Raw genomic sequence first — 24,123 nt, 5'->3', positions numbered from 1 at the left:
TACATGGTTTTTTTATTTCTTGAGAGGTCTGACATCAGACTAATAATATTTGGAAGTTAGGGAAAAATAAGCAAAGTATTATAGGAGGTCGTTGAGATGAGTATCTTATATGGATTATTATCACTTATTGGTGTCTTATTCGTAGGTTTTCTTTTAAGTAGCAATCGTAAGTCGATTCCTTGGAAAACGATTGTAATAGGCTTGATTTTAGAAGGATTATTTGTCCTATTTGTCATGAAATCCAAATTAGGTCAAACCATCCTCCAAAAAGTATCTGCAGGGGTACAGAAAGTCATCGATTATAGTAACGAAGGTATTCAATTTGTATTCGGTGGTTTTTTTGGCGAAGGAACGAACATAACCTTCGTATTCGCCATTCAAGTTCTTTCCGTTGTCATTTTCATCTCCGCACTTGTATCACTTTTATATCACTTACGCATCATCCCTTTTGTCGTACGTATCGCTGGATTAACTCTTGGAAAATTGTTAGGAACGACTAAAGTAGAAACATTCAGTGCTGTCGGAAACTCTTTCTTGGGATTAGTAGAAGCACCTTTACTCGTTAGACCGTACATTAAACATTTAACACGGTCGGAATTATTTGCAGTTATGGTTGGGGGAACAGCTTCCGCGAGTGGTGCAATCCTAGTTGGTTATTCATTAATGGGAGTGGACATGAAGTACTTGCTGATTTCCGTTTTCAGTGTTCCTTTAGCCTCATTAATAACCGCTAAGCTCCTTGAACCTGAAACAGAAAAAAGCTTAACGAACGATGATATCAAAATCGAAAGTACAGAATACACCAACGGTTTTGAAGCCATTGCTGAAGGTGCAATCAACGGGGTTAAGCTTGCTCTTAATATTGGTGGATTGTTAATTGCCTTCATCGGATTATTGGCCTTATTAAATGGAATCTTAGGTTTAGTTGGAACTAATCTTGTAGAAATCTTAGGATACCTTTTCTATCCTTTCGCCCTACTAATCGGCGTTCCTTTCGACGATGCATTCCGTGCAGCATCTATCATCGGAACAAAAGTATCTGTCAATGAATTCGTAGCTTATGGTGAACTGACTAAAAAGATGAGTGAATTATCACCTAAAACTGTTGCCATTTTATCAGTAGCTCTATGTAACTTTGCAAACCTTTCTTCTATCGGACAACTTATTGTCGGGTTGGGATCAATGGACAAAACGAAAAGACCATTAATTTCGAAGCTTGGATTGAAGGCTGTTATTGGTGGGACATTGGCTAGTTTTATCACGGCTGTTTTTGTGGGGATGTTCTTTTAAATAGTAGAATAAACATCTGGTGCTTAGTTTAATCTAGGCACTTTTTTTGTAAATTTCATCAGTTGGTAGTAAATCAAAATAGGAATAAATAACTATAAAAGTGAATAACTTTTTATGTGATTATTTTTTATTCGATTTTTAGGGGGGAATGTTTCTGAAAAAAGGAAAAGGACTATTAAAAGGAATTGGTATTCTTATTCTTTTGTTGGGCATTTTTCTAATCTTTATTGATTTAGAAGGTCTAGGTACTCTAGCCATAATTCTTGGTGCCATTATGATTCCTATTGGTAGCAAATCGAATAAAAAAGCACATAGCATCGATCATGACCGTGATCACCCTCCTGATAATGATCATCACCAAAACACAAATGATCATAATGATTCAGATAATGATGGAGATTTTGACGGAAGTGATGATTAACTAATAAAGGCGGTCCCAGTAAAATCAATGATTCACTGGGACCGCCTTTTAATTTTCTAGTCGACAATTATCGAGTAAATCCGGGTGGTGACAGGCACCAAATGCTTATTTTTGCTTTTAAAAAAGAGTTATCGCCAGGCGATAACTCTTTTTTTTTGCATTGTTAGTTATTACTTAACAGTAACAGCTACCTTTACAGATTGTCCACCAACATAGATTGTTGCGTCGAAAGTATCTCCATCTTCAAGGTCTGCTAGAGATGCTGCAGCAGTACCGTTTGCAGAAATTACGATAGGAGTTGTAGTAACCTTATCCTTGATGTTAGAGAAGGTAATACGAGTTACTTCATTAGCAGCAGCTAATACTACTTCTTCACCGTAAGAGTCAGTAGTATAGATGTTTGCATATACATCATCTGCACTGAATGTGTCATCAGAAGCATTATCAAACTCTAAAGTAGTTACAGCTTCTTCAGAAACGATGTATTCTACTTTTTCAACTGATGGAGCTACGTTAGAAACTACTACGTCTTTAGTTAGCTCTTGACCAGTTTCATTTAATGTAACTGTCAATTTAACAGTTTTAGCTGTGTTATCAGCTAAAGCAGCAGTATCAACACCATCGATAACCCACTTGTCAGCAAGAGCTTCTACTTCTAGTTCAGTTGCATTTGAAGTTACGTTGAAATCATCTTTACCTAATTTAACTTTTAATCCACCAGAAGTCATTCCATAAACAACTACTTCTCTGTCATAAGCATCTACTGTATTGTCTACAGAATCAGTGTTAGCATAAACAGTTGGAAGTGATTCAATTCCGTAAGAAACAAAATCAGACTTTTCAACTACTGTGAAGCTAACAGCTTTTTCGCTATCTACAACTGAAGCAGCACCATTTTTCAGTTCAAATACTACTTGTTCAGTACCTTTTTTCACTGCAGCAGCTGTAAGACCAGTGAAAGTTAACACATTGTTATCACTACCAGCAGCGTAAGCTTCTGATTTAACAGCTACAGTATATCCAACTGGTAAAGCATCAACTGTTCTACCATATTGATCTTTAATAATAAAGTCAGTAGCTGTTAGAGTTTTTGAACCATAAACCGCTGTGCTTACAGTAGATTTAAGGCCTTGAATTAACGTTGGTGTAGCAGCTTCTTGTACATCAACAAGTTGAGATACAGCTTTACCTGTTGGGCTTACTACTAATAAAGTAGTTTTACCTTCAGTTACATCACCTTTAGCGAACTTTAATACTAATTTTCCATCTTTAGTAGTTTCAAAAGTTCCTGTAGCATTTCCAAGTTTAGCAGTTACGTTTGTAACTTTGCTAGCATCAGTTACAACATTTCCTTTAGTGTCGATAACAGTAGCTGGGATTACTAAATCTTCGCCTTCAACTACTAATTCAGGAGTAGTTAATGAGATTGAATCAACTTTTGCAGCTTCTTGTACAGAAATGCTGTAGTTAGCATATGCACCAGTTGCATTAGCAACTAAAGTCACAAGGTTTGAACCAGCAACAGTAGTACCAGTTAATTTAATACCAGTTTTCTTAACATTATCAGCAGTTGTGAATTCTACAACAGTTGGAACATTTGTTACATCAGTTGCATCTACAACTGTAGGATTAGATTCAGTTAGGTATAAACCAGTTGTTAACTCATCAGCTTTCAATACGTTACCATATTGATCTTTAGCTTCTACTTCTAAGTAGAATGCATCTGTAGAAGTTGCTAGGTTAGTACCTTCAACTAACGTTTTTCCATCTTTGTTGTATACACCTTTGAATTGAACATTTGATACTACTGCTGCTGCAGTTGCTTTAACTGTTACAGTTTTCGCTAAACCTGTAGCAGAATGAATCAATGTAAATGTTCTTGAATCTGGTGTAGCTGTAGTAGCATCAAGGTCTAATGTAGAAACAGTTATAGTTTTTTCTGATTTGTTAACTGCAACATTAGTATCTGGGCTGCTGATTGTAACATCAGAAGTAATATCTTCACCATATTGGTTAGATACTTTGTAACCTACAGTTGCTTTTCCAGCTTTAATAGGAGCTTCAGTAGCTAATACTTGAATATCAGAAACAGTTTCAGCAGAAACAGTTGCTTTTTTCGTCAATGTTTCTTCAGTAATTCCTTTAACATTGATTGTATATTCACCAGCAGCTAGTTTATTAGAGAATTCTAATACTGCTGCAGTTTTATCTTCATTGAAAGAAACGTTTGCTACGTTAATTGTTGAAGATCCTTTTTTAACTTCAAAAGTAGCTTTTGTAGTGTCTACTTCTTTAGAAAAGTTAACTTCCAACTTCTTCGCAGCTACTGCACTTACATTTACAACTGTAGGAACAGTCACAGGATTCATTGCTCTGTATAAAGCAATAGCGATATCGCCACGAGTCATTTCTGTTTCAGCACCGAAAGATGTAGCAGACTTAGGATCGATGATTCCGTTGTCAACTGCAGCTTTTACGTATTCTTTGAAACGAGCGTTAACGTCTGTGAATGGAAGTTCTTTGTCGTCTTTTTTCACTAAGTCAAAAGCGTCAACAAGGATTTTTGCCATTTCAGCACGAGTGATTTTAGATTCAACACCGAATTGAGTTGCAGATTTTCCATCTACGATTTCTTCAGCTTTAAGAGCGTTTACATAAGGAGCTCTTTCTGCTTTTACATCAGTGAAGTTAGAAGCTGGGTAGCTAGCAACATCTAATTTAAGAGCTTTTGCGATCATAACTGCAGCGTCAATACGTTTTACGCTATCGTTAGTTCCGAAAGTAACGCCATCAGCGTAACCTTTAGCGATTCCTTCAGCAACGATGAAATCTACAGCTTTAGTAAGCTCTTCACCTTGAACATCATTGAAGCTAGCAGCAGATGCTAATGGAGCCATTGCAGAAGCTACTAGAGTTGCTGTTGCAGCAGTTGCAACGAATTTGCGATAAGACTTTTGTTGGTAAGCCATGTTAAAAAATCCTCCCCGAGTTGTAAAAAGTATTTTAATTGAATGAATGTATAATTCATCAACTATGTAACAATAATTTTGTTTAACAATCTCCTAATCACCTACCATTATTGGTAGTTTTGTAATGATTGAGGAAAAGTTCTGTTAAACTTGTAATTTATTCTAGCACGAGAATTTTAAACATGCATTGTTATAATGTGGAAACAAAACGTATATCTGGAACTTAGTGAACCTCTACTCCTATAACTAGTTAAACATGTTAGAGCTAAATTCTTATAAGTATTGAAACCTCATTGAGATATGTTGGAAAAACTATAAATCAAATTTATTAGTTTATAGGAAACTAGTGGAAAAAACTAAATTCATAAACTTTTTATTAGGTATTTTTAACTGTTTTTATATTTCTCCATTAGAGGAAAGTGCGCCCAATAATAAGACCTCTTTGCCAAATATGGAAAGAGGTCTGTCGGACTACGAATACCTATATTTATCAATAATTTCTTGAGGATTTGGTTTAATGGTTTGTTGCAATTTTGCTAGATTTTGCATTATCAATGTCTGTATTTCAAAAGAACTCTCCTGATTAGGTGGTGAAGTTTTTCCCTCAACATTTTTATTTAATTCTTCAATTGAGCTCTCTACATTTTCTTTAGAAACTGAATCATTACTCGTTTCAACTGCTACATTTTCCTTTGAAGCTGAAACAGGGAATGTTCCAGCTACTAGCGTTTCAATCTTGTTCTTTAATGCAACATTCTCTTCAAAAATAGCATTTTCATACCACATATTCTCTTTGAACTTGCCCTGATCCATAACCAATGAAGAATTATACTTACTATTAAAGTACTCTTCTGACGGTTGCTCGACTTCGTATTGTGCTGCAAGTTTCTCTGTATGATTCAAACCAACTACATAAGGGACTATGCCAGGTGCCTTTTTAAAATCCTCAATAGCTTCGAGTAGATTTTTCTCCCACTTCTCTACTTCTTTTTGATCACCGTTCATTCTAGCTTCTTGCAGAGATTCTAGCTTGGACTCTATCAAATTCCCAAAATAGATTTTGTTTGGAATTTGTTTTCCATCTACTTCTTGATACCACGCTGGATGTTGCTTAGCCTGAAAGGAATGATATTTGGACCAATCATTCTTCTGAATTGATTCCATTATTAAACTATTCTGTGATACTTTCACATCAAAAAGCGGATTAATCTTTCGTGCCTCATCCTCAAGAATCAATTTCCAAGACTGATTACTTTCCGTTCCATTTGAACTATTATTTCGTATGTACATCCCATTATTTGGTATCGACCCCTGAAACAATGGTGTTGTAAAGACCATAAAAAGAGACCTTCTTTCTATATTCCAATATTTTTATTCTACCGTTATTTCTAAATATAACCCTTGCTTCATTTTTACAAATCGATTTGATTGCCAATTCGGGTGAATCGTTAGGAGGTATTTCCCTTTTGATTGCAAGTATTCTCTTGGAATTATCTTCACTGTCCGCTCATCGATAATGTTCATATCTACGGAAACTTGTTTTTCTCCTAGTTGGACTAGCTGGATATCCTTTTCTGAAATACCTGTCCAATTCATTCTTTGATTCATCTTCACAGTAAACGTTTTGGTTATAGGTACATTTTCTAATGAAGGCATCTTTTTGTATCCCGGGACCATAGCCAATATATGATCTCGATGCGATTGAGTTAATTCTCCTCCTATTGTTGTTTCGACATTAGGTGTCACACCTACCTCATGTACAGGAGTGCCTTTAGGAGAAAAAAATCTAGCGGTCGTTAGTTTTAAAACACTTTCATCACTTAACGAAAATATCGTTTGCATAGACCCTTTCCCATATGATGTTTGTCCGTATAAAACAGCACCTTGTTGCTCTTTGACAGAAGCAGCTACCATTTCGGATGCACTTGCACTGTTTTTATTAATCAAGATATGGGTTGGTGCATTAAATTGAAGGGTTTGCTTTGTTACATCATATACTTCAGGGACGTTGTCTTTCCCTCTCAATTGAAACGCTTGAGTCACACTCTGGAAAAACCCTGCTATTTCAAGCGCTTCAGACACATACCCTCCCCCATTATTCCGGAGGTCAAGAATCCATCCTTTAGCTCCTTTCAGCTGATCAATCGCCTGAAGGATTTCCTTTGATGAATTTTCTGCAAAGCTATTTAATTGAATATAACCGATGTCACCACCGAGCATTTCGTATTCAACGTTTTGAATTTTGATGACTTCTCTAGTCATCGTCTTTGTGATTGTTTGGCCCGTCAGTTGACTGTGAAACGTAATTGTCACTTGGGTATTTTCTTTCCCGCTTATGTATGGTATCGCCGTTTGAACGGCCTTTCCTTTTAAACTAGTACCATCAACATCTAGTAAAATATCTCCTGCTTGGATTCCCGCTCGTTCCGCAGGTCCCCCGGCAATCACAGAAACTACTTTTATTCCCATCTCGTGCTCTTCTAACACAACACCTATTCCGATTAGCTTCTGATTAATTGCATTCATGAACCTTTCGAATTCTTCTGGTGTCATGTAGGCAGAGAATTTATCTAGATATCGGACCATTTCATTTATCGTTGATTTAGACAATGTCTCTTCTGGGACTTCATCTACATAATAGTTTCGAATAATCTCTCTTGCTTCATCAATTGGAGCTGCAGAGACAGTTGTTACATTTAAAAAGATAAGAAATGCAAAGAATAAAGGTAAAACCCTTCCCATGTTTAACAACATTGTTTCCTCCTAGCTCTATAAACCTCCCTGATTATATCGACAGAAATTTGGTATTTTATATGTATTTTGGAATTTTTTATATAAAAAAGAGGTTACTGTCGGTTTAAACAATAACCTCTTACAAGACTACCAATGCTATTTGATTTGGATATTTACATTTAAGCCAACTTTCTGTGAAACATTCCTGTGAAACAAGATTTTTCGGGTGGTGACAGGCACCTTATCGATAAATCTTTACCTTCTCATCCAACTTGATCTTCGTTTCCCCTTCTCCATCATAGGTCAACGTATAAGGTATCCCCGACTCCATTAAATGTATGTCTGGAATATCTACCTGGAGTCTTTTAATATGGTCATAATAAAAACCACCCGTTACATACGCATCTAAACTTGGTTTTCCAGGAGCAGATAATGTAAATTTAATCTGATTATTCTCTAAAAGTTCTTTTATATCAACTTCAGTTAAATAATCTTTGATATTTAAAACTAAATCTGTTTTTGGTTGTAGGTTCTTAAACTCTGATATATCTTGTCTTAGGAAGTAACTTCCTATCGTTATTTCAGCCGGATTGTTAATTTTCTCACCTATCAGAAAATATCTTTTCCAATTTTGGATAATTTCTTTTTCTGTACTTCCTAGAATATCCTTTGTAGTATTTACTAAGTTTTGACTTTCAGTAGCCACGGTAACCCAATTTAGGAACGCTTCTTTTCCATACTGCTTTTCTAAGTAATAAACCAAAGATTCATATGGTCTATAATCCATAGGACTCCAAAAGTTCGGCCAAGAATTTAGTTCTAGCAAGTCCTTTTCATAAAACACTTCGTACTCATCGATTAATGTTATTAAATCCTGCTTGGAATAATGAGTGTATCTTAAAAATAAATCCTTAGGATAAGCCAATTCAGGATAACTCACATACTGCCTTGCAACGTATTCTGCCATTCCTTCCGTTAACCAAATTGCATCCTCATTATTGATCTTGAATACCGGATAAATTCGTTCATAGTTCCAACGATGTCCTTGAAATGCATGAATCATTTCGTGAGCAAACACCGGCCGCATGTCCCAAGTTTTAGAACCATCCATACCTGTTGGATTCACAAAAACATATTCATAGTCTCTATTTTTTCGATATTGATTTCCTGTATTATAGATTGGTTTACCGTCATAAACGAATACATCTAATTTATACTTCAGTTCAGAGCCCATGTAATCCTTGATTTGTTTATTAATGGCATCTCCATACTCATACAAATATATATGATTCTTAAGGGCATCTTTCGTAAAATACAAGTTTATATCCTTCAATTCATAGCCGTACCATTTTATTGTATCAGCCGATTCGACGGATAATTTCTTTAACGCTAGTAAATCATTATTGGTGATGAGAGTTTTATTATACTGTGAAGCAAGTAATTCTTGGTTCTTTTTCTGTTCAATCGTTTTTTGTTCATTTAAATTGGTTGTACTAGCTTGATCTATTAACATATCATTAGCATCATATAATTGGGCTCGATCTCCATAATTGTTCCATTGATATGACTGTGACCATAATAAATGAGTCGGTTTACTCTCAAAGCCCTCTTTGCCCGAGGTAATAATAACCTTTTCACCTTTCTTTAGCACGAAATCAGATGGAAAATAATAAATTTCTTTGCCATCTTCACTCACAATTCTCCAACCATCCATCAATATATCTTCTGAGTCGTTATTGTGTATCCAAACCGTTTCTCTATTTAACTCTAAACTTTCAATTTTTACCTTACCTGTCTTTACTACGTCTTCCTTTGTAGTAAAATCCATTTCTACCGTTTCTCTCATGTTTCTTCCATTAAGTGCTTTAATCGTTTGCCGTAAATATAATGTATATTTCTCTTTACTTAAATAGCCTTTTGGAGGTGCCTCTACTTTAACAGTCTTTTTATCCGAACTTAGTGTAATTTTTACCTCATCAATCCTATCCCCATTTAATAATACATACACACTCTCTTCATTAACAGTACCTGCATCTAATTCAACATTGAAATCAATAGTAAAATCATGGTGCCGATCAATATTAGTTTTTGGGTTTAATACTTTTGTACTTGAAACTGCGAATCCTGTTAAATTATTTCCTAATACAAATAAAACTGTTAAACAAAAAGTTAAAATGGCTTTCAATAAAAAATCCCACCTTTGGTTACTAATAAATTTTTACTCTCCTTTAAAATAATTATAAACGTTTTGCTAAAATTTGGATATTTATAAAAATTATAATTAAAAATATGGAAGGCGAATTGCCTTGTTAAAAGAGGAAAGCCCTGCAAAGATTTCTCTCCACAGGGCCTCCTTATAGTTAACATTACACGCAAACATATACCAAAATGTCTACGGATTGTGTCTGACACCGTTATATGTCTATTTAGACAATACCCTCTCAAAAAAATTCCGTGAAACATTCCTGTGAAACAAGATTTTTCGGGTGGTGACAGGCACCCCCTTAAATCTTTATTTCTTTGAATGTTTTTAAATCCATTTTATATTTGCCTATTATTTTTTCGTTTGTTGTATTGGTTTTTTTGTAGGTGATGTAGCTTTCAGTGACTGTTAGGATTTCTAGTAGGATATTTTTTGTTCCTTTGGCCAGTACTTTTCGGGCACTGCCGTCCATATTCATCTGGACAATTAGATCACTTTCAAAAGTACTATAGATTATTTTATTCTTTAGAAAATAATACGGCGCAACTGCATCTTTAGTTAAGAGCTTTTTTCCGCTTCCATCCAAGTTCATTGAATAGAATCTTCCTACCATTTCAAAGGTGCCAGGAACTAAGTCATCAGCATTCTTATAGTAGATTTTATTCTGGTAAATTTGATAGCCCTTAACATAAGCTATATCTTTTTCTACCGATCCGTCTTTTTTCACCATATGAAGCTTATATTTCTGACCTGCCCTGTGTTCTTCGATATCCAATGGATTGGTGAAATAGTACAGATAATCACCATAAACTTTTATATCGTCATTATAATGACGGGACGGAACTGAGCTCAGTAGATGGAGTTCACTTCCATCAAACTTCACTTTGACTGGGATTCCCGGGTAGGGATGATCATGCGCCTCTGCCCACCAGGTATAGATATAGTTACCGTCAAAGTGTTCAAGTGAAATTTCCAAAGGCTCTCCTTCATGCAAGTAATCCCATCCATTGAGTAATGGTTTAAGCCTGTTATGGGCAAGCTTAGGATATGGCTTAATTAAAGGAGTTCCATATACTTCCCCAAGTGATTTCTTCAATAGATATCTATTCTGTACAAAATAAAGAGTCCCATCCTCTTCTTTTAGAAATTCGGATGATCCACCATTTACAAACTCAACGGCACCTCTTTTTTCCCGTAGAATATAATCATACGTATACTCAGTTCCTTCCGAATTAAACAAATGAGAAGGGTATTTATCCCGAACATAATATTTAGTGTAAGTCCAACCAGCTTCTTCAAAAAGCTTTGATTTCTTCACAATAGAACCTTCGTATGCAATTCCTAATCGGTGATTCGGGTCATACCACGTCAGCCATCTGTCATAATCATGTTTATCAAAGTAAATGGGCTTAGATGACAATAATATCAGATCTCCAGTTCTAGCCACTTGCTGATTAGTCGCCTTTGCAAAATCATTTAAAAGGAAATAGGACTTCCCATTAATCTTTTTTACACTAGGTGACTTCTCCACTTGAAATAGTGATAGGGCCGTAGTAGGGATATAAACCTGCTTATTGATCATTACTGGAGAATACCCAAGATTCCTACTCTCTGCTTTTGTATTTACCATCGGATTATTTAATTTTAGTACACTTGCACTTTCTTTGTATTGGTATGTCGCTTTACTCTTACTACGCAAGTTTGTTGAAATCTTCAGCTTTTCGACTGGCATGGTTTTTCCGCCACTAGAGCCAAAAACCAATAAGTCATTGTTAGACAACGGCACTAATACTGGCTTTTCGTGCTTCGTTTTCATAGTAGGGCCATTCGTCCAAGTATTCGTTCTAGGGTCATAAATTTCTGTCGTCTGCAAATATTGATAGTGTATTGCATCCATCCCGCCTACAACAATCACTCTTCCATCTGGAAGTAGAGCAGCTGTTGCCATTGCACGCGATGTTTTCATGGGAGAAATATTCTTCCAATGATTTGTTACTGGATCAAAGATTGACGCCACATTCGTAGGTTGAATTCCCCCTGGCCAAGAACCACCTGCCAATAAAAACTTCCCATCCAATAAAGGCGCATGTGCAGAAAGAACAATATGTTTTAATAAACGGGAAGCAGGAACAATCTTGTCTAGTTTTGTATCATAGAACTGAGCATGACTAATACTTTCTCCAGGTTTACCTCCATATAATAGGGCATCACCGTTATTATTCATGACGAGCTTATCAGCTTGATAGGACAGTTTTTCTCTTTCCATCCACACATCCTTTGTTGGATCATACTCAAAAACAAACTCATATTCTTGTTTATATAATTGATAGCTTCCCATAACGAGAACATGATTATTTTTCAAAGTTGTGCTTTGAATATTTGTGATATATTCATAGTACCCTGGCAGAGGACTTACCATCTTAAAAGTCTTCTTCTTCACATCAAATATCTGGTTTTGGTTAAAGTTTTCTTCCCCTTTTTTCTTTCCTGCTATGAATAAAACATTTCCATTCTGTAAGGCTGCCAACGACCTCGGTTGGTATATATGGCCACCTTTCAAGTACTCCCAACTATTTTTGAGTGCGTCATACATAAATGGTCTAGATTCAGCTAGGACAACAACTTTGTCTCCCTTTGTTACAATCGCATCGGTAATATAAATAGCATCTTGGTTATGAACAAGCCCTTTTACAGGCTGAAAAGTTCCTATTGGATCTGCTGCATTTGCTTCGAATCCATTTATATGAAGCAATACACAAAAAACTGAAACCAATAACAACATTCTCATTTTAGTAAACATATTCATCATCCTCGTTTTCGCTCGATTTGTTGTTACAACTAAAAAAACTCAGCATTCTCCCTTCACAAATAAAGGGTGAACGCTGAGCGGCTCAATCATTTCATTAGGAAATACAAGCAACCCGGCGATCATAGTCTCAAAATATGACTTTAGACCCGTAGCTTTGCGTCCCTCCCTTTCGAAAGGTTTGCCAATAAAACTATTTAAATGTACTAATATGTTACTATTATACTATATTTATCCAAATTTAATTGAATAAATTCAAATTATGAGCGAAACTACCTTGGTTAGTTCTCGGGAAAATCTTTTGAAGCAAAATTTACCGGGTGATAATGATCCTTTAAAGACCATTCCACTAGGTATTGTTGGCTGAATCTTATTGAATATGGGAAGCGTTTATTAATATAAATCAATGTTAAAAAATGTAAATTTATTTAATGAGTAGTAAATATACCTAACAAATTAGAGGTATTTTAATGAGAAAAGCCATAGAAGATTTATTAACCCGAGCACTCGAACCAGAAAATGGACTTAACAAATAAAAACAAGACCTATTAAACCTTAGCAGAATTGAAAGATTCATAGGAAGGATGAATGGGAAGTACCAAAGGGATACAGAAAGATTTTTCAAATGACCTGGACTAAGACCGAATAGACCTAGGTCACACACTCACGGGGGCAATATTGGGAAAAGGTAATTGAATTACAAGTAACTTACGGTTTGGGTGGCATTTTAACCAAAAATTTCGGTGGTGATCCCCCCACCTATTTGATACTTGATGAAGCTTTACAATTTGCAGGACAGAAGACGATGTTAGACTAAATGGGCAAAACTATCTCACTAAAAGAACGTTTAATTTCAAGCATTGGAAACAATTCACGCTCTTTCTCTTCGCTGAATTACCCTCCAGTTAAATTAGGTTTACCAACTCTAAGTAAAAAGGAGTAATGAATATGATTAACCATTTTGCGAGATTAAAAGAAATATCAGATACAGTAATACCCTATGAAATACGTTTATTGACAAATTATGATGGATGGGAAGATAGCATTGATTTAAGGGGAAAGAATCTAAAATTATCTATAATAGATGAAGTTTCTGAATTTGATTACACCTTAAAACTATCTGATGAAAGAGGATTAACTGTAACTATACCATGTGATGGATTAGAGATTATAAACGAATACAGAAATGGTGATGAATGTTTTGTAGAATTTTACTTCTATGTATATGAAGGGGTTGCAGTATTAACCATTAAAGGAAAAGAAATCACTATCAATAATACAGCTAAAGACATTAAATTTAGTACATTAATATCTCAGGCAAAAAACTGTCCATTATGTGATGCGATGAAAGATAAAGAAGCAGTAATCGGTTATCAAAATGGAAACCTAAATGCGGATATTATGTTTATTGCTGAAGCACCAGGTCCACATGGTGCAAATGTCTCTGGCATCCCTTTACATGGTGATATAACAGGTAATAATTTTGAGAAGCTGTTATCCACTACAAATTGGACACGATCAGATGTTTTTATTACAAATGCCGTACTTTGCTGTCCAACTGCTGAAAATGGAAATGTTAGGCCACCTAATCATTCAGAGGTACGAAATTGTAGCTCTCATCTTGCTAATATAATTGATTTGGTCAATCCCAAAATTGTAGTTACATTAGGACAGAAAGCACTAGAAGCCCTTAAAATAATTGAAAACCACCAGTTGATACTAAATAAGGATGTTGCTTCCTACACAAAATGGAATAATCGCTGGTTATACCCCCTTTATCATCCAAGTCCAAAAGTTATACATACCAGGATTAGAAATTATGAACAACAAAAAATAGACTTTAAACAGTTAGCACACTAAGAATTTCAAGAGGATTGGAACCTATAAACTTTCAAAGTAAGAATTTACTATAATAAAAACAGATTATATGTTCAATGAATGAGGGGAAAAATTATTATGTCTATAAACAACAAACTAGAAACCCTGTATAAAAACTGGCAACAAACCCATCCAGGACACTTTGTTTCTGGTGGCGTTGTGGATGAAAGCATGTATGAGAGTTGTGAAGTTAAACTACTCTTTCTATTAAAAGAAGTAAATGATGTAGAACAATTAGAAAATTGGTCGTTGGTACAGCTTATGCATAATCAAATAAAAAGAATGAAGTTCTATAGAGTCTGGGAAACGGTAGGACTATGGAGTTTTGCTATGCTACAAGGGTTTCCATCCTATCAATCCTTTAATTTTATCAAGGAGTTTAATATTACCGAAGGATTATTGAATATAGCTACCACAAACCTCAAAAAATCTGGTGGTTCAGGTGAAAGTAATTATGATGAAATAAGAACTCATGCTATCCAAAACAAAGAACTCTGGATAAAAGAAATAGAAATTATCAAACCTGATGTAGTTATATGTGGAGGTACATTTACAATTGTTCAAGAAATACTAGAATTTGAAAGTACTAAATGTGGATCAGGAGCCATGTTCGGTAAAGCATTGGATACTCTCTTCGTGGACTTTTATCATCCCATGTACCGTATCAGTCCTAAAGTGCTTTATGCATACTTTAAAGAAACCATGATAGCTCTGGGCTATAAATAATTTTGAATTTCTGTAGTGTATAGTTAATTTTTCTTGCTTCTAATAATCTAGTGAAAGGTACTAATATTTTTCCTTTCACTAGATTATTCCCATGAAATGCAGCCGATTCAGGATAATCCATTTAAATTTGAAATAGAAATAAAGTATATCGACACTAATCTCACTAAAACTTGAATGTTAGTACATTCTAGAACCAACCAGTTACATTCTCTATTCTGTTCTTTCCACTAGGCCGTTGATTCAATTGAATAGCTTCCCAAATACTTCGGTCAGTAATTAGCTTACTGCCTTGTAAATCGGAAATGGTTCTAGCTAATTTAATGATTTTAATTTGTGTACGATTACTCCAATTTCTCTTAGATCCAACTTGTTGAAGAGTTCTTTGTTGATTAGTTGTCAATGGACTGGTTTTTAAAATGGTCTCGTACTGTACTCTACTATTACATATTTCCTTACCATAACGATCATATTGTCTCCTTCTTGCTTCTTCTACTCTCTTGCGAACTTCCTCAGATAACTCTATTCTTTTCTCTTCAGATACTTTTAAATCCACAGGTTTTAACGATAAAAATATATCAAAGCGGTCTCTTAATGGCCCTGAGAGCTTATTCTGATAGGCCAGGATTTGTTTAGGGGAACATGAGCAATAGTGGGTATTTGATCCTGAATATCCACACGGACAAGGATTCATGGCCGCAACTAAGATAAAGGAAGCTGGATATTTAATAGTGGCTTGAGTACGACTTATCGTGACAGAGCCTGTCTCCAATGGTTGTCGAAGCATGTCCAATGTCTTTTTAGAGAACTCCGCGATCTCGTCTAAAAATAGTACCCCACGGTGAGCCAAGGAGACTTCTCCTGGTTTCGGGTACTGGCCTCCTCCTACAATGGATACTCCAGAAGCAGAATGGTGTGGATTTCGATATGGAGGGAGTTTCACATGAGGATAGGTCAAGCCACTAAGTTGATAAAGACTGATCATCTCTAATTGGGGTTCTCTAGAAAGAGGTGGTAATATAGAAGGAAAACTTTCCGCTAACATACTTTTCCCACAGCCAGGAGGACCTGTCATCAGTAAATGATGTTCACCTGCAGCAGCCACTTCAAGCGCCGTCTTAGCATAACTATGACCAATAATTTGTTGAAAATCTATCGTAGATACTAACATTTCTTCTTCTTTAGGTTGAGAAATGATCTGAGGTATTTCTTTTCCAGAAAGATGATCAATGACCTCATGTAATGTTGACACGTAAACAATTTCTAATTCCTTAAAATCTAAGATCGGAAGTCTTTCATCAAATGGCATATACAATCGTGTTAAACCTAGTTTTTTCGCCGATAACACAGCTGGGAGCATTCCTTCTACTGGTTGTATCTCCCCATGGAGGGATAAAGCCCCAATAAAGCCAGTATGAGATGGGATTTTCACATTTAGTTCTTGTGTACTTACTAACACACAGAGTGCCATCGCCAAGTCAAACATGGGACCATTTTTCTTTTGCTCAGATGGTGAGAGGCTAATAATAATTCTTCGTTCTGCAAGCGAATAACCTAAAGAATGAAGCGAAGCCATAATTCGATCCTTAGATTCTTTTACTGAAGCATCTGGCAGCCCTACTATCACTACAGATTCAACGCCTACTAATGACTTTACTTCCACATTTACACGATACCCCTCCATCCCTTTTAACCCAATGCTTGTTACTTTCTCACTCAAGGTTATACACCTCCACTTTTGTTTGGATGAATAGAAGTAAGCTCCAAGTAGCCAGACTTACAATACTTCTCATAATTTTCAGATTGAGGTTCAGGAAAATAGGAAAGAATTTGTTTTGAATATATGAGTGAAGATGTCTCTTGTAATAGGTAGACTCGAAAACTGCTCCATCGGTAGTCTTCTAATTGTTTAACCATATTAGCCTTAAAAGGATTTAGATGGATGTACTTGCTGACATCCAGCTCATATTCAGAAGTGTCAATAATCTCCGCACCATAACGTTTTTCAAAAACATGTCCTGAATGATGGTACTTCTTATTAAAATATTTCGCGTATTTAGTATGGATAAGTTTCATGATAATGGATGGAGGAGTATTAGATGTTTCCATCTGTAAGTGTATGTGGTTGGTCATTAAGCAGTAAGTGTGAAGACGAAAAGAATATCGATACATAGCTTCTTCTAGTAAAGAGAGGTAGGTAGTGCGATCTTCATCATCATGAAAAAGATTCGTCCGTCTCACTCCCCGACTAGTAATGTGATACTTCGCCCCCGGAAACCAAAGACGTCCTTTTCTTACCAGATCCATCAGTCCTTTCATAGAAAAATGAAATAATAGAATGGAAAATAATAAATAGAATAAAGCGGGAGAAGTAGCTGCTTATTTTGAAGAACAAAGGGGTATTGATTTGAGGAATATTAACTATCTTTATCTACTATATTTCGACATAAACCTTCAATATCCTTCAAAATAAAAAAAACTTTAAAAGATTATTTACCTTCAAAAAAAGTACAGAGATAGAAAAAATTTCTGTCCTCTCCATATACTTTTTGTCCTTCCACATATACTAAATCATCCAATTTGTCCACGAATAGTGTCTGACACCAGACATTCTAAGATATTCCATAGATATCGGGTGGTGAACCATTCCTTCATTCCTTAGATTTGGCTAAGGTCATAATAAATGGTGTTAGCCCATCTAAAAATTCCTTGTAGGAATCTCCTTTATTTCCGAAGTATTGAAGATGGCGACATGAAAATACCTGCGCTATTTTTCCACTAGAATATTGGAAAGTGAAATGTGGAAACTGTGTTTCTCTATCCTCAATTGGAGTCTTTTTAAAAAGCCTTTTAGATGGTTTCCAATTCTTCTTTTTCAACATGTCCATGAACATAGTAATCGTTTGCTGCCCATGTAAAATGATTAAAGCAGGTTCATGAGCCTCTATTACTTTAATAAATCGTTTCTCTCCCTCTTCTACCTCTTGCCTAATATGACTTTGTGCTAATTGTTCAGCCTTAGAAGTAGGGTACGAGTTAAAATTGGTTTCAATAAGGGAATGAGTATAGTGCTTTTTTACAAATGTTAAAAAGCCATTAATTCCCCTACGTGTAGATCCTTTTGAAGAGAAATCTCTATTATATAATCTATAGTCTACAATTGTATTAATCCAGGTTTCAATATTAACTTCGGAAGGGTATACGGAAGTAGCTGGATTAATTCCTACTAAGAATATATCCACCTGTTGCAGTTCACCATGCAATAGAAAAGGTCTGTAATACGGAGCTTTATCAGAATAAGGAAGAACTAGTGCCTTTAGATTTTCAAAATCATAAAATGAATACATTTTTCAATCTCCTTTAGTTTGCATTAATATCACTATCATGATATCTACTAGATTTATCCTGTCTATATTCTATTTTAAATCATACCTTCCTATAGTGACTATATAAAAAGAAAAGCCCCGCAAAGATTTCTCTCCACAGAGCTTTCTTCATAGTGTACCCTTCACACAAACAAATTCATCAATATATCTACGTATTGTGTCTGACACCAGATATTCCAAATTTGTCCATAAATTGTGTCTGACACCAGATATCTCGAATATTAACTATCTTTATCTATATATATTTCGACAAATACCTTCATTATCTTTCAAAAAAGAAAACCAGAAAAAGTTTTTATTATCTTTTATGAATAAGTACAGAAATCAAAAAAATCTCTGTCCTCTCCATATGATCAAAACTACTTACTTGTCCACGAATGGTGTCTGACACAGATATTTCAAATAAAACTTATTGATCCTAGTTTTTCTTATTAATTAGAGCTTTTATTTGCTTACCATAAGCAACTGCAGTTGGTGCTTCTTTTTTTATTGATTCCTTAATACCTTCTTTTAGCCCTTCCTTAATTTGAGAAGCGATTGATTTTTTAAACATAAAAATTACCTCCTTATTTAAAATAAGTGCTATTTTGTATTTGTAATTTCACATTACTATTTTACTATACTAATCCTCTTCTCCTTGCTTCCTCATAAGCTATATTCCTTGCCCATTGCTCGTCAGCATTATTCATTGCTCTTAGGACACGTTCATCAGAAAAAGTCCTAATTTGCTCTCTTGCTCTTCTTTCAGCTTGTTCTGAAGCATCTTGCAAAACCTTTGCAGTACCTCTAGCAATTTTTCCCGCCGTATCCCAAAAACTCATATCAAAACTCTCCTTTAAATAATTTATTTTTTACTACACTTCTCACAAAAACTACCATTACCACAGTTATTACATACAAGTTTGTCACAACGATTGCAAGAAAATCCTTGAGAAATAAATGTTTTTTTCAAACAAACCCTACACTTAAAATATCCATTTTGATCTACATGATTTGAATTTATTGACATTTCCCTTATCCCTTCTAACACTTATGTACAATGTCAGATTAGTATTTTTTCTTCCATTCCCCACATGAATTCCAAGCAGCTTTTTCTATATGTTTTTTATAGCAAACCTGTCTTTCATTAGGTTCGTATTGCCAAGTGTGAGACATCCCCTCTCTTGGCATAACATTTTTACCACCTACAAAACCATTCCAGTGCGAACACATAGCACAAATCCTAGTATTAGGACTACATGATTTTAGTATCAATTAATCACCTTATTTAATTTTATCGAAATAAAATAGGAAATTTATACTACTATAATAACAGAAATATCACCAATTTCTAACAATTTATTCCAACATTTTTCGACATGGTTATACATTCTAAGCCCCCCTCTTAGATATCAAAACAAAAGAAGACCAGGAAAAGCGAACCCTCCCTTTTTTGTTTAGCTCTTATTCGAGGGTTTATAACCGAAATCAGGTACTCCCTTGTAAGGTTCGGGGTACGTTTCTAGTTGTGAAAATAAAGGTGGATTTGTGGGAATTTCTTGATCAATAAAAAATGCGAGACATTATTCTCGCTTCATTTCGATTTAGTTTAACAATAGTCGACTTCTCTAGGGTTAACGATGCTGGCATTTAGACTACCTACATGGAATATGTTAATGGAAACAGGTTGATTCTTTGTTTCCATGCTAATGACGATGAAGGCTTCACGATCTAAGTCACCTAAAAAGTTTTTCATGAGCTTGTATCCATCCTCTGGTGATTTGCTGCTTCTTTCTTTGTAGAGTAAGCTGGATTCCTTCACTAATTTTAGTTTTACGATGTTGATGCGTTTGGCTGGTTTTTGGGACGATGTTCCTTTCTCGAATAGCTCTAATTGTTTCTGATTTTTCACCTCATAATTTCTCACAATGTTTCCTCCTCAAATAGATATAGCCCTAACTCCACGAAAGGAATTTGGGCTGTTGTTTTCGTTTACACGAATATAATATAAGCTTATTTTTCTATTTGATTTGGGTCTAGAAAAAAGAAAAGCCCTGCAGAAATTTATCTCCACAGAACTTCCTTCATGGTGTTCATTCCATGAAAACATATTTTTAAAAATGTCCACGAATGGTGTCTGACATTAGATATTCTCATCGAAGCTGAATTGGCAAGGATAGCAGCCTTCATTATCTCCCTAGGGTGAACTATACTTGCATTCAAACTGCCTACATGGCATATATTTATGGCAGTAGGCTGATTCTTTGTATCTAGACAAACTACAACAAACCTCTCTCGATCACAATCAACTAAAAGGTCCCTCATCAATTTGTAAGCATCATCTGGTGATGTAATTTTTCTATTATATACAAAATACTAGATTCCTTTACTAATTTTAGGCTTACGATGTTGATTCGTTTGGCTGGTTTCTGGAACGATGTTCCTTTCTCTAATAGTTCTAATTGCTTTTGTTTCTTTACCTCATACATTTTCACAATGTTTCCTCCTCAAATAGAAATAGCCCTAACTCCTCGAAAGAAATTAGGGCTGATGTTTTCTTATCACTATTATAATATAAACTTATTTTTCTAGTTGATTCGGTTATAGAAAAAAGAAAAGCCCTGTAGAGATTTCTCTCCACAAGGCTTCCTTCATAGTGTACACTCCATGCGAACAAAATTATCAATTTGTCCACGAATGGTGTCTGACACCAGATATTTTAAAACTACTTATTTGTCCTCGGATGGTGTCTGACACCGATATTCATGAGGAGTGTCAGGCATCCAATCATTTTCTCTTTGTTGGTCTATTCTTTGGTATCCAAATTGGCCCTTCCCAAATAAAGCGAATAAGTAATTCTTCTCCATTTTTATTTTTTCTAACCAAGTTCATTTTCCCGTCCATCATTAACTTACATAAGCCAATTTCCGTTTGCGGTCCCCATTCACTTACTTTATCTGTTTTGTGATCAAACACTACAATATAAGCCGGAAAATCGGTGGCTAGTGCCTCAATCATACTCATATTTAAATGATAAATAGAACCATGATGGTCCCCAATATAATACGAAACTGGCTCTTGATTATAACGAAATCCAAACAAACCATTTGTATAAGAAGGACCAACAAATTCGTTTACTTTCAGAATCCTTTCTTCCACTTCATTCGCTCCCCTTTATGACAATATTCTTTATAAAAATTCGACATATTTCCCATCCACTCCTTCTTTTCAAAATAATGATAAGTCCCTTCTCTCATGGACAAAATGATTTTGCATAGTCTTTAATTTTGAATTTCAAAAAAGAATAGCCACGCAGAGATTTCTCTCCACAGAGCTTTCTACATAGTGTACGCTACACGTAAACAAATTCATCAAAATGTCCACGGATGGTGTCTGACACCAGATATTCAAGATATCCTAAATTTAAAATAGGAGTTTTCATCACACAAATAGAAAAGCCCTGTAGAGATTTCTCTCCACAGAGCTTTCTTCACAGTGTACGTTCCACGTAAACAAATTTACAGATCTGTCCACGAATGGTGTCTGACACCGATATTTACTTCATCACCTGTCCAACCATACTTTTTTATTTCATCTCTCAGTATATCTTCAACAAGTACCTTTACTATCATTTTTAGATCATTTGGTGCTTTGCCTGCTCCTAATTCAGATAGAGTATTCTTTATGTGATCCTCCAGCCAATCGACTAAATCATTGAATGTTTCAATGTCAGCTAAGTACAGTCCATATCCCATTTTTTAATCACTACTTTCCAATTCTATATCATCCATTTTAGCATGGAATATAAGACTAATAGGATAATACCTGAAGAAAACTGTCAAATGGTACAATGGCTAAAAGCTCTTTATAAAAAGACATTTAAAAATCAAGCAGATGAATTCTTCATCTTTTTAGAATTCATCCAATACATGAAAAAAGATACTATTAAAAAGATGATGAAGTGGCATGAAGTTAACGAACAAACATTAACGATTAATTCTGCGATTGAATTTGTCTTAAGAAGTTTACATCCTCTAATCTGTTCTTTGACAATATTATTTTTATAAAATTCTTCATATTTCTTCATACCTTTTTTTACCCAAAAATATTTTTGTAATATTCTGAGTATAATAACTTAAAAAAAATAGATAGATAGATCGGTAATTCAACCATGCTCTCCATTCTTTGTTCTACTTTTAATTAGACAGATGTTCTGGTTTTCAAAAACTTTGTCCATGTTTACAAGAGTAGGAATTTCACCTACTAATTGGAAGTAATAGTTAGAACAAAAACCTCAAACAAGAGGCCAAAGGCATTGTAATGAGGTTCTTGTTCCACTTCTTTCATTCACCTAAGAACTTATGAAGTAACGTTTCGTATTAAGGTTGTACAGGAGTAAACAGACTATCCCATGAAATCTGATCTGGGCTATCTGCATCTACAAATTGCTCATTTAGTGCAGCACTACTAGTTGATGTAGAAACCAATGCACCATTTCTAAACACTTCTACTTTTACACCAGTGGGCTTATCAGCAGCAGTAACGTTTGTCCATGAAGTAGTATTCCAACTTGATGAAGTATAAGTTTTGTTAGGTGTAAAGTATGTGGAGCCATATCCAGTTACTCCATCAAATACATTTACAAACTTATCTGCAATACTAGTACCTGTATTAATAAGTGTGCTAGTAGCAAGAACTGAACTACCTTTTAATAACGACACTTTTAAAGTATCACCATTTGCTAGTTTATCTTTTTCAGCATCACTTAGAGTCATTCTTACTTGAACACCATAGAAAGTGTCAGTTCCTTTAACAACTTTAAGAGTAACATAATCTTCAATCTTAACAGTTGGAGCAACAACGTTATTCTGAGTAACTGCACCTGTACCACTAACCGGAGTTGTAATTGCACCACCCTGTACAACAACAGGAGCATTTGCAGTTAATGCAGTAATTGTTCCACCTGTCAGGTCAATAGTAGTTGTTTGAGAAACAATTACAGAACTAAAAGTACCTTCAAGTTTCACTGTGCCTGGCGTATTAACTGTTAAACCAGCAGTTAATGTCCCATTATTAACAATACGAGCATTATTATCAGTTACAGTTACTCCACCAGTAAGAATACCATTATTAGTGAAAGTGGAAGAAGCAACATCAGTAATTGTTGTAGTACCTGTAACAGTAGCATTATTCACGAAACTCACATTTGGTGTGTTAACTGTAAGATTTCCAGCTAATGTACCTGCACCAAGTGTGATTGTACCACTCTCGGTAGTAGTGAATGTAACGTTTCCTGTTAGGGTTTTACCATTTAAATTCAAATCCAATTTACGTGTAATCAATGCATTTGCTGAGAAGCTGCTTCCTAATACAATTTTTGTAATCGATGGATTTAATAAAGCATTATTAAATGCAGTTTGATTTGATACAGTTACTACGCTATTCTCGGCTTATACCATTTACACATGGCTTTCGATTCGAGCCTACACCGTACAGGCGCCTTTCAACGCATACGGCGTTCCGTCAACAGAAGAATTAATCCTACACATATAGTATTAATTACCTATACTATATCCATAATAGGACCAATCATATCTACATATGATTGGTCTATTAAACTTATTCTTGAGAATAATTTGATTAATACTCTACTACTGACTGCACCCCTTCGCTCCATCAGTTTTACCCTCCCACTATGTTACCACAGCAGTACAAACGGCTGACTTCTTAGCTAC

At 35.2% G+C, this 24,123-nt stretch carries 21 protein-coding genes and 1 riboswitch; of the genes, 5 read left to right on the top strand and 16 right to left on the bottom strand.

What is annotated here, in order from left to right; all coding sequences use genetic code 11:
• Window positions 1-96 precede the first annotated feature (96 nt).
• Both DBX25_RS01265 and DBX25_RS01260 read left to right on the top strand, forming a co-directional pair.
• Complete coding sequence (locus DBX25_RS01265; protein ID WP_108668967.1) at window positions 97-1,290, top strand: NupC/NupG family nucleoside CNT transporter; 1,194 nt, start codon at window positions 97-99, stop codon at window positions 1,288-1,290.
• 148 nt (window positions 1,291-1,438) lie between these two features.
• Complete coding sequence (locus DBX25_RS01260; protein WP_108668966.1) at window positions 1,439-1,711, top strand: hypothetical protein; 273 nt, start codon at window positions 1,439-1,441, stop codon at window positions 1,709-1,711.
• 170 nt (window positions 1,712-1,881) lie between these two features.
• Here the strand turns inward: DBX25_RS01260 and DBX25_RS01255 are convergent, their stop codons facing one another.
• From DBX25_RS01255 to DBX25_RS01235, 5 genes are all read right to left on the bottom strand, one after another.
• Window positions 1,882-4,680: an S-layer homology domain-containing protein gene (locus tag DBX25_RS01255; RefSeq protein ID WP_108668965.1), complete on the bottom strand. Its 2,799-nt coding sequence runs from the start codon at window positions 4,678-4,680 to the stop codon at window positions 1,882-1,884.
• Window positions 4,681-5,151: 471 nt separating this feature from the next.
• A complete protein-coding gene (locus tag DBX25_RS01250; protein ID WP_108668964.1) occupies window positions 5,152-6,018 on the bottom strand; it encodes a hypothetical protein in 867 nt (288 codons plus the stop codon).
• 33 nt (window positions 6,019-6,051) lie between these two features.
• Entirely contained in the window at window positions 6,052-7,434 is a 1,383-nt protein-coding gene (locus DBX25_RS01245) for a S41 family peptidase (RefSeq protein WP_240620101.1), read from the bottom strand.
• A gap of 220 nt (window positions 7,435-7,654) precedes the next feature.
• Window positions 7,655-9,598, bottom strand: coding sequence for a lamin tail domain-containing protein (locus DBX25_RS01240; protein ID WP_108668963.1), 1,944 nt, complete (start codon window positions 9,596-9,598; stop codon window positions 7,655-7,657).
• 319 nt (window positions 9,599-9,917) lie between these two features.
• Window positions 9,918-12,416 (bottom strand): hypothetical protein, encoded by a 2,499-nt coding sequence (locus DBX25_RS01235; RefSeq protein ID WP_157950836.1) that lies wholly within the window; start codon window positions 12,414-12,416, stop codon window positions 9,918-9,920.
• 112 nt (window positions 12,417-12,528) lie between these two features.
• A riboswitch (cyclic di-GMP riboswitch) is annotated at window positions 12,529-12,618 on the bottom strand.
• A 752-nt stretch (window positions 12,619-13,370) separates the two neighbouring features.
• Here DBX25_RS01235 and DBX25_RS01230 point away from each other — a divergent pair.
• Both DBX25_RS01230 and DBX25_RS01225 read left to right on the top strand, forming a co-directional pair.
• On the top strand, window positions 13,371-14,282 hold the full coding sequence (locus tag DBX25_RS01230) for a uracil-DNA glycosylase (RefSeq protein WP_157950834.1): 912 nt from the start codon (window positions 13,371-13,373) through the stop codon (window positions 14,280-14,282).
• 96 nt (window positions 14,283-14,378) lie between these two features.
• On the top strand, window positions 14,379-15,026 hold the full coding sequence (locus DBX25_RS01225; protein WP_108668960.1) for a hypothetical protein: 648 nt from the start codon (window positions 14,379-14,381) through the stop codon (window positions 15,024-15,026).
• A 187-nt stretch (window positions 15,027-15,213) separates the two neighbouring features.
• On the opposite strand, the gene DBX25_RS01220 is transcribed toward DBX25_RS01225, so the two are convergent.
• From DBX25_RS01220 to DBX25_RS01185, 10 genes are all read right to left on the bottom strand, one after another.
• A complete protein-coding gene (locus tag DBX25_RS01220) occupies window positions 15,214-16,743 on the bottom strand; it encodes a YifB family Mg chelatase-like AAA ATPase (protein ID WP_108668959.1) in 1,530 nt (509 codons plus the stop codon).
• A gap of 2 nt (window positions 16,744-16,745) precedes the next feature.
• Window positions 16,746-17,330 (bottom strand): transposase, encoded by a 585-nt coding sequence (locus tag DBX25_RS01215; protein ID WP_240620100.1) that lies wholly within the window; start codon window positions 17,328-17,330, stop codon window positions 16,746-16,748.
• A 344-nt stretch (window positions 17,331-17,674) separates the two neighbouring features.
• Window positions 17,675-18,370, bottom strand: coding sequence for a hypothetical protein (locus DBX25_RS01210; protein ID WP_108668958.1), 696 nt, complete (start codon window positions 18,368-18,370; stop codon window positions 17,675-17,677).
• A 457-nt stretch (window positions 18,371-18,827) separates the two neighbouring features.
• Window positions 18,828-18,962 carry a hypothetical protein gene (locus DBX25_RS21595; protein WP_276309560.1) on the bottom strand — a complete coding sequence of 45 codons (135 nt, stop codon included), beginning with the start codon at window positions 18,960-18,962 and terminating at the stop codon, window positions 18,828-18,830.
• A gap of 64 nt (window positions 18,963-19,026) precedes the next feature.
• Entirely contained in the window at window positions 19,027-19,230 is a 204-nt protein-coding gene (locus DBX25_RS01205) for a hypothetical protein (RefSeq protein WP_108668957.1), read from the bottom strand.
• A 767-nt stretch (window positions 19,231-19,997) separates the two neighbouring features.
• The gene (locus tag DBX25_RS01200; RefSeq protein WP_108668956.1) at window positions 19,998-20,315 is read right to left on the bottom strand and encodes a JAB domain-containing protein; all 318 of its coding nucleotides are present in this window, start codon (window positions 20,313-20,315) and stop codon (window positions 19,998-20,000) included.
• Window positions 20,316-20,452: 137 nt separating this feature from the next.
• Window positions 20,453-20,713, bottom strand: coding sequence for a JAB domain-containing protein (locus tag DBX25_RS21730; RefSeq protein WP_420812885.1), 261 nt, complete (start codon window positions 20,711-20,713; stop codon window positions 20,453-20,455).
• A complete protein-coding gene (locus DBX25_RS21725; RefSeq protein WP_420812884.1) occupies window positions 20,713-20,883 on the bottom strand; it encodes a hypothetical protein in 171 nt (56 codons plus the stop codon). The genes DBX25_RS21730 and DBX25_RS21725 overlap by 1 nt, the downstream gene beginning before the upstream one ends.
• 292 nt (window positions 20,884-21,175) lie before the next feature.
• The gene (locus DBX25_RS01190; RefSeq protein WP_108668955.1) at window positions 21,176-21,547 is read right to left on the bottom strand and encodes a hypothetical protein; all 372 of its coding nucleotides are present in this window, start codon (window positions 21,545-21,547) and stop codon (window positions 21,176-21,178) included.
• A gap of 359 nt (window positions 21,548-21,906) precedes the next feature.
• Window positions 21,907-22,143, bottom strand: coding sequence for a hypothetical protein (locus DBX25_RS01185; protein WP_108668954.1), 237 nt, complete (start codon window positions 22,141-22,143; stop codon window positions 21,907-21,909).
• A gap of 87 nt (window positions 22,144-22,230) precedes the next feature.
• On the opposite strand from DBX25_RS01185, the gene DBX25_RS01180 reads away from it, so the two are divergent.
• Entirely contained in the window at window positions 22,231-22,455 is a 225-nt protein-coding gene (locus DBX25_RS01180; protein WP_108668953.1) for a hypothetical protein, read from the top strand.
• Window positions 22,456-22,767: 312 nt separating this feature from the next.
• Here the strand turns inward: DBX25_RS01180 and DBX25_RS01175 are convergent, their stop codons facing one another.
• Window positions 22,768-23,730, bottom strand: coding sequence for a hypothetical protein (locus DBX25_RS01175; RefSeq protein ID WP_157950832.1), 963 nt, complete (start codon window positions 23,728-23,730; stop codon window positions 22,768-22,770).
• Window positions 23,731-24,123: the final 393 nt, after the last annotated feature.

Origin of the sequence: Peribacillus acanthi (assembly GCF_003073175.1) — a bacterium.
Classification (GTDB): Bacteria; Bacillota; Bacilli; order Bacillales; family DSM-1321; genus Bacillus_BN; species Bacillus_BN acanthi.
This window is presented reverse-complemented; position numbering and strand designations above follow the sequence as displayed.

What these genes read in the sequence shown, in the direction of transcription:
- DBX25_RS01265 (WP_108668967.1), top strand. Translation starts at nt 97, where the DNA reads ATGAGTATCTTATATGGATTATTATCACTTATTGGTGTCTTATTCGTA.
- DBX25_RS01260 (WP_108668966.1), top strand. Translation starts at nt 1,439, where the DNA reads ATGTTTCTGAAAAAAGGAAAAGGACTATTAAAAGGAATTGGTATTCTT.
- DBX25_RS01255 (WP_108668965.1), bottom strand. Translation starts at nt 4,680, where the DNA reads ATGGCTTACCAACAAAAGTCTTATCGCAAATTCGTTGCAACTGCTGCA.
- DBX25_RS01250 (WP_108668964.1), bottom strand. Translation starts at nt 6,018, where the DNA reads ATGGTCTTTACAACACCATTGTTTCAGGGGTCGATACCAAATAATGGG.
- DBX25_RS01245 (WP_240620101.1), bottom strand. Translation starts at nt 7,434, where the DNA reads ATGTTGTTAAACATGGGAAGGGTTTTACCTTTATTCTTTGCATTTCTT.
- DBX25_RS01235 (WP_157950836.1), bottom strand. Translation starts at nt 12,416, where the DNA reads ATGTTTACTAAAATGAGAATGTTGTTATTGGTTTCAGTTTTTTGTGTA.
- DBX25_RS01230 (WP_157950834.1), top strand. Translation starts at nt 13,371, where the DNA reads ATGATTAACCATTTTGCGAGATTAAAAGAAATATCAGATACAGTAATA.
- DBX25_RS01225 (WP_108668960.1), top strand. Translation starts at nt 14,379, where the DNA reads ATGTCTATAAACAACAAACTAGAAACCCTGTATAAAAACTGGCAACAA.
- DBX25_RS01215 (WP_240620100.1), bottom strand. Translation starts at nt 17,330, where the DNA reads ATGGATCTGGTAAGAAAAGGACGTCTTTGGTTTCCGGGGGCGAAGTAT.
- DBX25_RS01210 (WP_108668958.1), bottom strand. Translation starts at nt 18,370, where the DNA reads ATGTATTCATTTTATGATTTTGAAAATCTAAAGGCACTAGTTCTTCCT.
- DBX25_RS21595 (WP_276309560.1), bottom strand. Translation starts at nt 18,962, where the DNA reads ATGTTTAAAAAATCAATCGCTTCTCAAATTAAGGAAGGGCTAAAAGAA.
- DBX25_RS01205 (WP_108668957.1), bottom strand. Translation starts at nt 19,230, where the DNA reads ATGAGTTTTTGGGATACGGCGGGAAAAATTGCTAGAGGTACTGCAAAG.
- DBX25_RS21730 (WP_420812885.1), bottom strand. Translation starts at nt 20,713, where the DNA reads ATGAGGGACCTTTTAGTTGATTGTGATCGAGAGAGGTTTGTTGTAGTT.
- DBX25_RS01185 (WP_108668954.1), bottom strand. Translation starts at nt 22,143, where the DNA reads ATGGGATATGGACTGTACTTAGCTGACATTGAAACATTCAATGATTTA.
- DBX25_RS01180 (WP_108668953.1), top strand. Translation starts at nt 22,231, where the DNA reads ATGGTACAATGGCTAAAAGCTCTTTATAAAAAGACATTTAAAAATCAA.